The following is a 12,539-nucleotide window of genomic DNA, read 5'->3' on the forward strand; positions in this document are numbered from 1 at the left end:
CCGCGCTCAGAAGCAGCGGCGCAGACCTCCCGGCTCGCAGATCAGCGGGTAACGGTCGACCGGGAGGGCAAGCGGCTCACGGTACGCGAGAGTGAACGGCGACTTGATGATGCCCGGCTGCAATCCGCAGTTGCCGTTGTGGGCGATGCTGCGGGTTCCGGACATCGTCACGTTGTCGAACGAGAGGGTGTCGACCGTGGGCGCCCATGTGCCGTCCGGACACTTCATGCCGTTGGCGGTCGGGGTGCTGAAGCTCCACAGTCCGCCGACGAGGATCGCGTCGCCGCCAGGCGCCCCTTCGGAGCCGGCGACGTGCAGTGTGCAGCCGACGGGCAGGTGCAACGGTTCGCGCAGGTCCCCGACGACGGGCACACACGTGGGGTAGATCGTCCAGGTTCCGGGTTTGCCGTCAGCAGGCGTGTAGGTGTAGACGCCTTCCATCACGTCGGCGGCGTGGGCGGACGTCGCGGAGCCGACAGCGAAACCGAGGACGACGGTCAGCACGGCCGACACGGTGGCCACACCCCGCAGGATTTTCACGGTTGTTCCCTTCAGCGAACGCAGACGGTTTGTGCAGTATCCCAGTCGGGATGGCGATCAGTCACGTGTTTGTCCGGTCGGGACATCGGGTAGAGGTGCCGGGGCAAGCTCGAGTCCCGGGGTGATGCACATGACGAGAACGGCGGCGCGTACCGCTGTTCTCGTTGTCGTTGCGCTGGTGGCTGTGCTGACCGGCTGCTCGACCGGGCAGCGGGTGGACCTCGGTGAAGGCGCCGCAGGCAGTTTGGTGGCCGCGATCGCCGGGGAGCCAGATCAGCTCGACCCGCACAAGACCACCGCCTACTTCTCCTTCGAAGTGCTCGAGAACGTCTTCGACACGCTGGTCGAACCGGATGAGAACCTACAGATGCAGCCCGCACTGGCCAAGTCGTGGGAGGTCAGCCCCGATGAGCTGACGTGGACGTTCCGGTTGCGCGAGGACGTGACGTTCCACGACGGGTCACCGTTCACCGCCGACGACGTCGTCTACTCCTACCGCCGCATCATCGACGAGCAACTGACCAACGTCGACAAGTTCAGCGCCGTGACCGCGGTGGAAGCACCGGACCCGATGACCGTGGTGATCCGCGTGTCGCGCCCGACACCGAACATGCTGACCAACCTCGGCGGGTTCAAGGGGATGGCGATCGTGTCGCGTCGCAACGTCGAGAGCGGGCAGATCGCCACGCATCCCGTGGGCACCGGCCCGTTCAGTTTCCGCGGGCAGAAGAGCGGTGATTCGATCGTGTTGAGCGCCAATCCCCGGTACTGGGGTGGCGCTCCGACGTTGACGGGGGTGACGTTCCGCTTCATCTCCGAGCCGTCCACCGCGTTGTCGGCGCTGCAGGCCGGCGAGGTGGACTGGACCGATTCGGTTCCACCGCAGCGGGTTTCCCAGTTGCGGGAGGACGACTCGTTGTCGTTGGCGGTCACGCCCAGCAACGACTACTGGTATCTGGCGCTCAACCAGGCACGTTCACCGTGGAACGACGTGCGGGTCCGTCGCGCGATCGCGCACGCCATCGACCGCGACGCGATCGTCGCGGCCACCAGTTACGGCACCGCGCAGGCCAATCAACTGGCCATCCCGGAAGGCAATCCGTGGTACACGCCGTATGACCGCTACGACGACGGCGGACTCGACAAGGCCCGAGAGTTGTTGGCGCAGAGCGGCGCCACACCGAACAGCATGGACATGCTCGTCACCACCGAGTATCCGGAGACGGTGACCGCAGCGCAGATCATCGCCGACAACCTTGCGCCGCTGGGCATCACGGTGTCCATCCGCACCGTGGACTTCGCCACCTGGCTCGACGAACAGAACTCGGGCAACTTCGACATGCTGATGATGGGCTGGCTGGGCAACATCGACCCGGACGACTTCTACTACGCCCAGCACCACACCGACGGCACCAGCAACGCGCAGAAATTCTCCAACGCCGAGGTCGATCGGCTGCTCGACGCCGGTCGCGTCGAAACCGACCCCGTCGCGCGCTTCGACACTTACGCCAGGGCCGCGACGCTGATCGCCGACGAGGTCAGCTACATCTACCTGTACAACCCGTCGGTGATTCAGGCGTGGAATCCGGCGCTGAAGAACTATGAAGCCCGCCGCGACGGCGCGGTTCGGTTCCGCAGCGCCGGCTTCGACAGTGAGGACGCGACCTGACATGGCGCTCCCCCGACTGGTCACCCACCCGATCACCCGGTTCGTCGCGCGTCGGCTTGTCTATTCCGCGGTGGTGCTGCTCGGTGTTCTGGTGGTGGTGTTCGCCCTCGTGCATCTGGTGCCCGGCGACCCCGTCCGCATCGCGCTGGGCACCCGCTACACCCCGGAGGCTTACGAGGCGTTGCGCTCGGCGAGCGGCCTGGACCGTCCGATCGTCGTGCAGTTCTTCGCGTATCTCGGGTCGGCACTGACCGGTGATCTCGGGGTCAGTTTCCGTAACGGTGACCCTGTGACGGTCACGTTGCTCGAACGCCTGCCGGCCACCCTGTCGCTCGGGATCGTCGGCATCGCGCTCGCACTGCTGTTCGCCCTGCCGGCGGGGATCTACTCCGCGCTGCGCGAAGGCCGGATCAGTGACACCATCGTGCGGATCACCAGCCAGTTCGGGGTCTCTGTCCCGGACTTCTGGATGGCGATCCTGCTGATCGCGTTGTTCTCCACGACGCTGGGGTGGCTGCCGACGTCGGGTTACCGGCCGCTGTTCGACGATCCGGTGGGCTGGGCGCGCCACATCGTGTTACCGGCGCTGACGGTGGCGGTGGTGGCCGGGGCGATCATGACGCGGTACGTGCGGTCGGCGGTGCTCGACGTCACCGCCATGGGTTACGTGCGCACCGCACGGTCCAAGGGGCTCTCCCCTCGCGTCGTGACGTTGCGGCACACCGTGCGTAACGCGCTGGTGCCGATCCTGACGATCACCGGCATCCAGTTGGCCACTCTGCTGGGCGGCGTGATCGTGGTGGAGGTGGTGTTCGCGTGGCCCGGGCTGGGCCGTCTGGTGTACAACGCCGTCGCGGCGCGCGACTATCCGTTGATCCAAGGGGCGGTGCTGCTGATCGCGGCGTTGTTCTTGCTGATCAACCTGCTCGTCGACGTGCTCTATGCGGTGGTGGACCCGAGGATCCGGCTCGGATGACCACGGACCACACCGAACCCGGTCGGACGTCGTCGTGGCGGCTGCTTGCCCGCAACCCGGGCACGTTGATCAGTGCGCTGGTGCTGCTCGTGGTCGCCGTCGTGGCGGTGACCGCCGATTGGGTTGCGCCCTACGGGGTCAACGACATCAACGTCCCGAACGCGCTGCAACCGCCCAGTGGGTCGCACTGGTTCGGCACCGACGAACTGGGCCGCGACATCTTCTCGCGCGTCCTCGTCGCGACCCAGGCGTCGATGCGCATCGCCGTGGTCAGTGTCGTGTTCGCGGTACTGGTCGGCGTCACGGTCGGTGTGGTCGCCGGTTACCGGGGAGGGTGGCTGGACACCGTCCTGATGCGGCTCATCGACGTGATGTTCGCGTTCCCGGTACTGCTGCTGGCGCTGGCCGTGGTGGCCATCCTCGGTCCCGGGGTGACGACGACGATCCTGGCGATCGGCATCGTCTACACACCGATCTTCGCGCGGGTGGCCAGAGCGAGCACGCTCGGTGTGCGAACCGAGCCCTACGTATCGGCGTCGCGTGCGATGGGCAGCGGCGACCTGTACATCCTGCGCCGCCACGTACTGCCGAACATCGCCGGGCCGCTGATCGTGCAGACGTCGCTGTCGCTGGCGTTCGCGATCCTCAGCGAAGCCGCACTGTCGTTCCTGGGCTTGGGAATTCAACCTCCGGAGCCGTCGCTGGGCCGGATGATCTTCGATTCCCAGGGGTTCGTCACCATGGCCTGGTGGATGGCCGTCTTCCCGGGTGCGGCGATCTTCGTGATCGTGCTGGCGTTCAACATGTTCGGTGACGGCCTGCGTGACGTCCTGGATCCGAAGCAGCGCACGACCGTCGAAGCGCGCAGGGGTGAGCGATGACCGACTCCTCCCCTGTCCTGCGGGTCGAGGACCTCGGCGTGCGGATCGGCGCCAAGACCATCGTCGACGGGGTGTCGTTCGCGGTGCACCGCGAGCACACCGTGGGCATCGTCGGGGAATCCGGCTCGGGCAAGACGATGACGGTACTGGCCGCCACCGGTCTGCTCGACGCACCGGGCGCCCGGGTATCGGGAAGCAGCACGTTGGCCGGGGAGGCGCCGGTGCAGTTGGTCGGCGCCACCGGCCGCACACTGCGCAGCGTGCACGGCGCCCGCATCGGGTTCGTCTTCCAGGACCCCGGTACGTCACTGAACCCGTTGCTCACCCTGGAGCGTCAGATCACCGAGTCGCTCGAAACGCACAAACGCATGACGCGCCGCGAGGCCGGCCGTCGAGCGCTGGAGCTTCTCGAAGCGGTCGGACTCCCGGACCCGCAGACCCGCCTGCACGCCTACCCCCACCAGCTGTCCGGCGGACAGCGGCAGCGGGTGATGATCGCCATCGCGCTGGCGTGCGATCCGGAGCTACTGATCGCCGACGAGCCCACCACCGCACTGGATGTCACGACACAGGCGCAGATCGTGGAGCTGGTCCGAGAACTGCAGCGCGACTTCGGCACCGCGGTCGTGTGGATCAGCCACGACCTCGGGGTGATCGGGCAGGTGGCCGACGATGTGACCGTGCTGCGCGAGGGTGTACCCGTAGAACAGGCGCCCATCGATGCGATCTTCGACCATCCGCAGGCGGACTACACCCGCGACCTTCTGGCCGCCCGGCCGGTGGTCGACCGCGCCGGGCCCGACCCCGTGCCGTCGGCGCCACCGTTGCTCGAGGTGGAGCACCTCGACGTCGAGTTCTCGGTGTCCACGCCGGTGGGCCGCTCCAAAGTCCATGCGGTCAAGGACGTTTCGTTCAGCATCCGGCAGGGCACCACGCTGGGTCTCGTCGGTGAGTCGGGTTCGGGTAAGTCGACGATCGCGGCCTGCCTGACCGGGCTGGTCACGCCGGACAAGGGGACGGCCACTCTCGGCGAGGTGGACATCTTCACGGCGAAAGGCCGTGCAGCCAAGGCACTTCGGCGGCGCATCGGACTGGTGCTGCAGGACCCGTTCTCCTCGCTGGACCCGCGCGCGGCCGTCGAGACATCGATCGCCGAACCGCTGATCGTGCATCGCCTGGCCGACGGTCGAAGCGCCCGCAGGGCACGAGTCGCCGAATTGCTCGACCTGGTGGGACTGCCGACGTCGTTCGCGCAGCGGTATCCGCACGAACTGTCGGGCGGTCAGCGTCAGCGTGTCAGCATCGCCCGCGCGCTGGCCGCCGAGCCGGACCTGCTGATCCTCGACGAGGCGACCGCCTCGCTGGACGTTTCCGTACAGGCCCGGGTGTTGGAGTTGCTCGCGCGGCTACAGCACGAACTCGGACTGACGTATCTGCTGATCGGCCACGACCTCGCGGTGATCCGCCAACTCAGCCACGACGTGCTGGTGATGCGCAACGGCGAAGCCGTCGAGAACCGGCCCGCCGACGACGTGTTCTCCGCGCCGGAACAGGAGTACACCCGCGCACTCCTGGCGGCGGTGCCACCGGTGCGACCGACGCCATGAGAAAGTCGACGCATGAGTCAGCTCAGCGGCAAAGTCGCGTTGGTCACCGGGGCGTCGGCGGGTCTGGGAGCCGCGACCGCGACTTTGTTCGCCGAACGAGGAGCCAAGGTCTTCGGCATCGCGCGTGACACCGCCCTGATGGCGGACGTGTTCGCCGACCTGCCTGATGCGACGTTCGCGTCGGTCGACATCACCTCGCCGCAGGCCTGCCGGCAGGCCGTCGAGGACTGCGTGGCGCACTTCGGCCGACTGGACGTGCTGGCCAACATCGCCGGCTTCCACCAGATGCGCCACACCCCGACGATGTCCGACGACGATTGGGAGAACGATCTCGCCGTCAACCTGACGGGGCCGTTCTATCTGTGCCGCGCCGCGCTGCCCCACCTGCTGGAGACCGGCGGCAACATCGTCAACGTGTCCTCGATTGCGGGCGTGGAAGGCGAGGTGTACTCGGCCGGGTATTGCGCCGCCAAACACGGGCTGGTCGGTCTGACGCGGGCACTGGCCGTCGAGTTCACCAAGGAGCGGTTGCGCGTCAACGCGATCTGCCCCGGCGGGATGCCGACCGCGCAGACGACGGAGTTCCAGGCGCCGGAGAACGCCGATTGGGATCTGATCATGCGGATCGCCTCGCCGCGCGGGTTCATGGCGACCGCGGACGTCGCCAAGACGATCGCGTTCCTGGCCAGTGACGACGCCGCGGCCGTCCACGGAGCGGTGTACCGCGTCGACAACGGCAAAGGCGCAGGCTGACTTTCGCGCCGTCCACCGGCGCGAACACGCCGCGCAGGCGGTCGCGGGCTACCCGTCAGGACGCGGGAGATCGGCGCCACCGGGGCATCGAGCGAGTAAGGGTAGCCTTGGTCGGGTCTGCCAGGGTGGCTTCTCTGGTCGACTCCGAACGAAGAGGATTTCCATGAGATCAACCCGCAACCGCGCCGTCGCGACCCTCGCGGGGCTGGCACTGACCCTGGCCGCATGCGGTTCGACGCCCTCGGACGATGCGGCCGAAGGGGCCGAGGGCTCGTCGACGGTGCAGGTCGAGGACAACCTCGGCAGGCACACCGTCGCCACACCGCCGCGCTCGGTCGTCGCCACCGACAACCGCACCTTCGAGACACTCGACTCCTGGGGCGTCGAGCTCAGCGCCGCCGCCGTGGCGCTCATGCCGAGCACCATCGGGTACGTCGACGACGAGTCGATCGTCGATCTGGGCAATCACCGCGAACCCGACCTCGAGGCGGTCGTCGCGGTGCAGCCCGATCTGATCGTCAACGGCGGCCGCTTCGCCAGCTACCACGACGACTTCGTCCGCCTCGCACCCGAGGCGGTGGTCCTCGAGCTCGACCCGCGGCCGGGCCAACCGCTCGACGCCGAACTCAAACGGCAGACCACTGTGCTCGGTGAGATCTTCGGCAAACAAGACGCGGCCGAACAGCTCAACGCCGACCTCGACGCGGCGGTCGCACGGGTCAAGGCCGCCTACGACCCCGCCGACACGGTGATGGCCGTCATCACCTCGGGCAGCCAGATCGGTTATGTCGCACCGGGAGCCGGACGCACCCTCGGCCCGCTGTTCGACATTCTCGGCCTCACCCCGGCCCTCGAACTGCCCGACGGTTCGCAGAACCACCAGGGTGACGACATCTCGGTGGAGGCGATCGCCGACTCCAATCCGGACTGGATCCTGGCGATGGACCGCGACGCCGCCATCAACGTCGACGACCCGGCGTACCGGCCGGGCAACGAGATCATCGACGGATCCGAGGCCCTGAGAAACGTCGACGCGGTCAAGAACGGCGACGTCGTCTACATGCCGGCGGACACGTACACCAACGAGAGCATCCAGACCTACACGGAGTTCCTCAACGCGCTGGCCGACGCGTTCGAAGCGCGCAACTGAGCACCATCGGATGACCACCACCGGGATCGCGCGAGGCCGGGCGAAGGGTCGGTTGTTCAGTTGGCGCCTGCTGCTCGGTGTGCTGGGTGTCGGCGTCCTGGTTGTGGCGTCGTTGTTCACCGGCGTCTACGACGTGTTCGGCGGCGAAGGCGGCAGCGAGATGTTCGCGATCACCCGGATACCGCGCACGGTCGCACTCGTCCTGTCGGGCGCGGCGATGGCCATGTGCGGCCTGGTGATGCAGTTGCTGACGCAGAACCGCTTCGTCGAGCCGACCACGACGGGCACCACCGAGTGGGCCGGCCTGGGCCTGCTGACCGTGATGGTCCTGATGCCCGGCGCCGGCATCGCCGCCCGCATGGTCGGTGCGGTGCTCGCGGCTTTCGTCGGCACGATGGTGTTCTTCGCGTTCCTGCGTCGCGTGTCGTTGCGTTCGTCGCTGATCGTGCCGATCGTCGGGATCATGCTCGGCGCCGTCGTCGGGGCGGTGTCGACGTTCTTCGCTCTGCAGACCGACATGCTGCAGAGCCTCGGTATCTGGTTCGCCGGGAGTTTCACGTCGATCCTGCGCGGCCAGTACGAGGTGCTGTGGATCGTCGCGGTCGTCGTCGTCGCGGTGTTCGTCACCGCCGACCGGTTCACCGTCGCCGGTCTCGGCGAGGAGATCTCCACCAACGTCGGCCTGAACTACAACCGCATGATCCTGTTCGGCACGGCGCTCATCGCTGTCGCGACCGGTGTGGTCACGGTCGTCGTCGGCAACCTGCCGTTCCTCGGGCTGATCGTGCCCAACATCGTGTCGATGTTCCGCGGTGACGACCTGCGCAGCAACCTGCCCTGGGTGTGCCTGCTCGGCATCGCGATCGTCACAGTGTGCGACCTCATCGGGCGCACGATCATCATGCCGTTCGAGGTGCCGGTGTCGCTGATCCTCGGGATCGTCGGTTCGGTCGTCTTCGTCGCGCTCCTGCTACGCCAGCGTCGGCGCGGGTGAGGTGACGCCATGACTGCGACACCCGCGCCGGCCCAGCGGACCGCAGGGCCGTTCCCGACGCGGCGCGCCGCCCACCGGTACTGGGTGACCGTGTCGATACTGGTCCTGCTGGCCGTCGGATTCGCGGTCGGGTTGTTGGTGTGGGACAACCCGATGCCGGTTGGCTCCCAGGGCTTCTGGCGCATCGCCGAGCTGCGGCTCACCAGCGTCGTGGTGATGGCGGTGGTCGCCTTCTGCCAGGCCGTCGCCACGGTCAGCTTCCAGACGGCGACCAACAACCGCATCATCACACCGTCGATCATGGGGTTCGAGTCGCTCTACGTCGCCGTGCAGACCTCGGCGGTGTTCTTCCTGGGGGTGGCCGGAGTCGTTGCTGTGCAAGGCCTTCCGCAGTTCGTTCTGCAGGTGGCGCTGATGGTCGCCCTGGCGGTGGCGCTGTACGGATGGCTGCTGTCGGGTCGGTACGGCAACCTGCAGGTCATGCTGCTCGTCGGCATCGTCATCGGCGGCGGCCTGGGTTCGGTGTCGGCGTTCATGCAGCGGCTGCTCGAGCCGAGCGAATTCGACGTCCTGTCAGCGCGATTGTTCGGGTCGGTGGCCAACGCCGAGGCCGGCTACCTGCCCGTGGCGATTCCGCTCTGCCTGACCGCGGGACTTCTCCTTCTGGCCAATGCGCGGCGGCTCAACGTCATCGCGCTCGGGCCGGACGTCAGCCGCAACCTCGGACTCGACCACCGCTTCGAGATCATGCGCGTGCTGTTTTTGGTGTCGGTGCTCATGGCCGTCTCGACCGCCCTGGTCGGGCCGATGGTCTTCCTCGGCTTCCTCGTCGCGACGCTGGGGTATCAGCTCGCCGACACCTACGACCATCGCTACCTCTTCCCGGTCTCCGCACTGCTCGGCTTCGTGGTGCTCAGCGGCGCCTACTTCGTCATGCGCAACGTGTTCTACGCCGAGGGCGCCGTGTCGATCATCATCGAACTCGTCGGCGGGTCGGTCTTCCTCTACGTCATTCTCCGCAAGGGTGTCCTGTGATCAAGCTCAGCAACGTGGTCAAGCGCTACGACTCCGATGTCGCGATCGGCCCCGTCGATCTGGCGATCCCGGCCGGCGGAATCACCGCCCTGGTCGGACCCAACGGGGCCGGCAAGTCGACGCTGCTGACGATGATCGGGCGCCTGCAGGGCATGGATGCCGGCGCCATCGAGATCGCGGGGTACGACGTGGCGAGCACCGCGTCGAAAGACCTCGCCAAGATCGTGTCGATCCTGCGTCAGGAGAACCACTTCATTACGCGGTTGACGGTGCGGCAGCTGGTCGGGTTCGGCCGGTTCCCGTACTCGCGCGGCCGGTTGACGGCGGCCGACGAGCAGATCATCAGCGACGCGATCGACTTCCTGCACCTGCAGGAGCTCGAAAGCCGTTACCTCGACCAGCTTTCCGGTGGCCAGCGCCAGCGCGCCTATGTGGCGATGGTGCTCGCCCAGGACACCGAATACCTGTTGCTCGACGAGCCGCTCAACAACCTCGACATGCGGCATTCGGTGCAGATGATGCAGCACCTCAAGCGCGCCGCCGACGACCTGGGGCGCACCGTGGTGATCGTCCTGCACGACATCAACTTCGCCGGCCACTACGCCGATCAGATCTGCGCGGTGAAAGACGGGCGGATCGTCGAGTTCGGTCCGCCGTCGGAGATCATGGTCGACGACGTGCTCACCCGCGTCTTCGACACCCCGGTCTCGGTGATCGATGGACCGCGCGGCCGACTCGCCGTCTACTACTAGAGAATTCGTGAACCAGCGTGCTGAGGGCTTCGACTAGAGCTTGAACCGTCCGGCGAAGCCGCGCAGCGGCAGGTCGGCGCTGGTGATGATTCCCGGCGGCGCGGCCACCACGGAGCGGATCGCGTTGAGCGCCGGCAGACCGGTGACCGTCATGCCGATCGAGGCGAACGCGGCCGGGTCGGACAGGTCGACGCCGGGCTTGGGGAAGATCATGTGCTTGTTGTAGATGTTCGGGTCGCCCTTGATGTGGGTGATGTAGCAGCCCTTGATGTCCCAGCTCGGGTCGGTGTGCGGGGTCATCTGCCACTCCAGATGTGTTTCCACGCGCGGGATTCCGTCGACCATGCCCTGGTACTTGATGTAGTTGCCGCCCAGGGACCCCTTCGGCAGCTGGTACCAACCAAGGTCGACGTCCTTGGTGCACGCGCCCAGTTCGTAGGAGAACTTCACTTCATCGAGTTCGAGCCCGAAGCAGTCGGCCATCAACAGCACGCTGTCGGCGAACACCCGGGTGTACTTCTCCAACTTGCCGGGAATCTCGGGATCGTCGACCGGTTGGCCGTAGCCGACCTCGATCCAGGTGTCTCTGGAGTGGTGGCAGGACACGTCGACCGACTCGATGGTGGTGACGTTCTCGATCTCGGCGACGTCGGCCGAGCAGACCACCCCGAGGATCTGGTTCAGTCCCGGGTTCATCCCGGTGCCGTAGAACGTGGATCCGCCTTTCTCGCAGGCTTCCTGGAGCAACTGCGTCACCGGCTTGCCGGAGTGGTGGGGGTGGTTGCGGTCGCGGTGCCAGCCGGTGATCCAGTCCGCGGTGGTCACGATGTCGATTCCGGCCTCGAGGATCTGCACATAGAGGTCCTCGTCGGGGAACACCCCGTGGAAGGTCAGCACGTCCGGCTTGGCGGCGATGACCTCCTCGACGGTGCCGGTGGCGGTCACGCCGATCGGCGCCAGCCCGGCGAGTTCCCCGACATCCTTGCCGATCTTCTCGGGCGAGTAGCAGTGCACGCCGATGAGCTCGAGGTCGGGGTGGCTGGCGATGCGCTTGATCATCTCGGTGCCGACGTTGCCGGTCGCGACCTGAAACACCTTGATCGTCATGAGGTTGCCTTTCTGCGGGCGGCCAATTCGGCGGCGCTGCCGCCCTTTCCATCGGGATAGAACTTCATGGCCCACTTGCGGATCGCGGTGAACCCTTCGACTTCGGAGCCGGCCAGCGCGGGCGGGTCGGAGTACCGCTGGTGCGCCCAGATGTGGATGTCCTGGCTGAACTGGCGGATCACCTCGGCGCCGAACTCGGTGGCTTTGGCTTGCGCGCGCGCCGGGTCGCGCACGTCGGTTTCGGGTCGGCCGATGTAGACCATGAACCGCACGTCGGAGGTGGAATCGTCGACGGGGGTGATCGCCGAGATCGTGCGGTTGTCGATCATCCCCCAGCTCTTGGTGACGGCGATTCCCAGTCCGCCGTTGATGGCTTCGACGCCGCTGCGGACGTCGTCGATGGTTTGTCCCTCGTCGCCTTCGAAGGTGATCGTGAAGTCGACGTAGGACACCGGGCCGTCGAAGTCGTGGCGGGTGAACTTCGGGACGATCGGGGTGTCGTGCACGTACTTGAAATGGGCGAAGTCCACTCCGTTTTCGAGTACGTACTGCGGGTGCATCTCGAGACCCTGCCGAAAGAGTCGCTGCTGCGGGTAGTAGTCGTCGAGAGTCCTGCCGTCACCGAAGTCGGCGAAGATGTCCGGGGCGTCGAAGAACGGTGCGCGGTCTTCGATGTCGTGCCAGATGTAGATCGACTCGTTGCGTTCGACCACCGGGTAGGTCTTGATGCGCCGGCCCCGGTTGGGTCGGTCCTCGTACGGTATGCAGACGTTGCGGCCCTGCTGACTCCACTGCCACCCATGGAAAGGGCATTGCAGGACTTCGCCTTCGACCACGCCACCGAATCCCAGATGGGCTCCGAGGTGCTCGCAGTACGCATTCATCACGGTCAGCTGTCCGGACTCCGCACGCCAGGCGATCATCTCCTGGTCGAAGTACTTCATGGTGTGCACGTCACCGACCGCGATCTCGTCGGACCACGCGACCTGGAACCAGCCGGTCGGCTTCATCGACAGGGGCGGCTTGGCCATGCACGGATGATAGGTCAGTCGACCACAGAAACATAGTGGGTTCT

General features: G+C 66.6%; 12 protein-coding genes. 9 read left to right on the plus strand and 3 right to left on the minus strand.

Annotation, left to right across the window (positions count from 1 at the left end):
* Positions 1-6 precede the first annotated feature (6 nt).
* The gene (locus ACQI46_RS06520) at positions 7-540 is read right to left on the minus strand and encodes a hypothetical protein (RefSeq protein WP_427093148.1); all 534 of its coding nucleotides are present in this window, start codon (positions 538-540) and stop codon (positions 7-9) included.
* A gap of 130 nt (positions 541-670) precedes the next feature.
* Between ACQI46_RS06520 and ACQI46_RS06525 the strand changes: the two genes are divergently transcribed.
* From ACQI46_RS06525 to ACQI46_RS06565, 9 genes are all read left to right on the plus strand, one after another.
* Positions 671-2,209 carry an ABC transporter substrate-binding protein gene (locus ACQI46_RS06525; protein WP_427093149.1) on the plus strand — a complete coding sequence of 513 codons (1,539 nt, stop codon included), beginning with the start codon at positions 671-673 and terminating at the stop codon, positions 2,207-2,209.
* Position 2,210: 1 nt separating this feature from the next.
* A complete protein-coding gene (locus tag ACQI46_RS06530; RefSeq protein ID WP_427093150.1) occupies positions 2,211-3,185 on the plus strand; it encodes an ABC transporter permease in 975 nt (324 codons plus the stop codon).
* Positions 3,182-4,066, plus strand: a complete 885-nt coding sequence (locus ACQI46_RS06535; RefSeq protein WP_427093151.1) for an ABC transporter permease — start codon at positions 3,182-3,184, stop codon at positions 4,064-4,066. Before ACQI46_RS06530 ends, ACQI46_RS06535 begins: the two co-directional genes overlap by 4 nt.
* Positions 4,063-5,673 carry a dipeptide ABC transporter ATP-binding protein gene (locus tag ACQI46_RS06540; protein ID WP_427093152.1) on the plus strand — a complete coding sequence of 537 codons (1,611 nt, stop codon included), beginning with the start codon at positions 4,063-4,065 and terminating at the stop codon, positions 5,671-5,673. The genes ACQI46_RS06535 and ACQI46_RS06540 overlap by 4 nt, the downstream gene beginning before the upstream one ends.
* A gap of 12 nt (positions 5,674-5,685) precedes the next feature.
* Positions 5,686-6,426 carry an SDR family NAD(P)-dependent oxidoreductase gene (locus ACQI46_RS06545; RefSeq protein ID WP_427093153.1) on the plus strand — a complete coding sequence of 247 codons (741 nt, stop codon included), beginning with the start codon at positions 5,686-5,688 and terminating at the stop codon, positions 6,424-6,426.
* 163 nt (positions 6,427-6,589) lie between these two features.
* Positions 6,590-7,576: a siderophore ABC transporter substrate-binding protein gene (locus tag ACQI46_RS06550; protein WP_427093154.1), complete on the plus strand. Its 987-nt coding sequence runs from the start codon at positions 6,590-6,592 to the stop codon at positions 7,574-7,576.
* A gap of 10 nt (positions 7,577-7,586) precedes the next feature.
* On the plus strand, positions 7,587-8,570 hold the full coding sequence (locus ACQI46_RS06555) for an ABC transporter permease (protein ID WP_427093155.1): 984 nt from the start codon (positions 7,587-7,589) through the stop codon (positions 8,568-8,570).
* Positions 8,571-8,579: 9 nt separating this feature from the next.
* Positions 8,580-9,605: an iron chelate uptake ABC transporter family permease subunit gene (locus tag ACQI46_RS06560; protein ID WP_427093156.1), complete on the plus strand. Its 1,026-nt coding sequence runs from the start codon at positions 8,580-8,582 to the stop codon at positions 9,603-9,605.
* Positions 9,602-10,357, plus strand: coding sequence for an ABC transporter ATP-binding protein (locus ACQI46_RS06565; protein ID WP_427093157.1), 756 nt, complete (start codon positions 9,602-9,604; stop codon positions 10,355-10,357). The genes ACQI46_RS06560 and ACQI46_RS06565 overlap by 4 nt, the downstream gene beginning before the upstream one ends.
* Positions 10,358-10,390: 33 nt before the next feature.
* Here ACQI46_RS06565 and ACQI46_RS06570 read toward each other — a convergent pair whose 3' ends face one another.
* Complete coding sequence (locus tag ACQI46_RS06570) at positions 10,391-11,464, minus strand: dihydrodipicolinate reductase (protein WP_427093158.1); 1,074 nt, start codon at positions 11,462-11,464, stop codon at positions 10,391-10,393.
* Positions 11,461-12,495 (minus strand): Rieske 2Fe-2S domain-containing protein, encoded by a 1,035-nt coding sequence (locus ACQI46_RS06575; protein ID WP_427093159.1) that lies wholly within the window; start codon positions 12,493-12,495, stop codon positions 11,461-11,463. Before ACQI46_RS06575 ends, ACQI46_RS06570 begins: the two co-directional genes overlap by 4 nt.
* Positions 12,496-12,539 lie beyond the last annotated feature (44 nt).

Source organism: Mycobacterium sp. SMC-4 (genome assembly GCF_050205565.1).
In the GTDB taxonomy this organism is placed as follows: Bacteria; Actinomycetota; Actinomycetes; order Mycobacteriales; family Mycobacteriaceae; genus Mycobacterium.

Coding starts and splice junctions, on each gene's coding strand:
- ACQI46_RS06525 (WP_427093149.1), top strand. CDS start 671: ATGACGAGAACGGCGGCGCGTACCGCTGTTCTCGTTGTCGTTGCGCTG.
- ACQI46_RS06530 (WP_427093150.1), top strand. CDS start 2,211: ATGGCGCTCCCCCGACTGGTCACCCACCCGATCACCCGGTTCGTCGCG.
- ACQI46_RS06535 (WP_427093151.1), top strand. CDS start 3,182: ATGACCACGGACCACACCGAACCCGGTCGGACGTCGTCGTGGCGGCTG.
- ACQI46_RS06540 (WP_427093152.1), top strand. CDS start 4,063: ATGACCGACTCCTCCCCTGTCCTGCGGGTCGAGGACCTCGGCGTGCGG.
- ACQI46_RS06545 (WP_427093153.1), top strand. CDS start 5,686: ATGAGTCAGCTCAGCGGCAAAGTCGCGTTGGTCACCGGGGCGTCGGCG.
- ACQI46_RS06550 (WP_427093154.1), top strand. CDS start 6,590: ATGAGATCAACCCGCAACCGCGCCGTCGCGACCCTCGCGGGGCTGGCA.
- ACQI46_RS06555 (WP_427093155.1), top strand. CDS start 7,587: ATGACCACCACCGGGATCGCGCGAGGCCGGGCGAAGGGTCGGTTGTTC.
- ACQI46_RS06560 (WP_427093156.1), top strand. CDS start 8,580: ATGACTGCGACACCCGCGCCGGCCCAGCGGACCGCAGGGCCGTTCCCG.
- ACQI46_RS06570 (WP_427093158.1), bottom strand. CDS start 11,464: ATGACGATCAAGGTGTTTCAGGTCGCGACCGGCAACGTCGGCACCGAG.
- ACQI46_RS06575 (WP_427093159.1), bottom strand. CDS start 12,495: ATGGCCAAGCCGCCCCTGTCGATGAAGCCGACCGGCTGGTTCCAGGTC.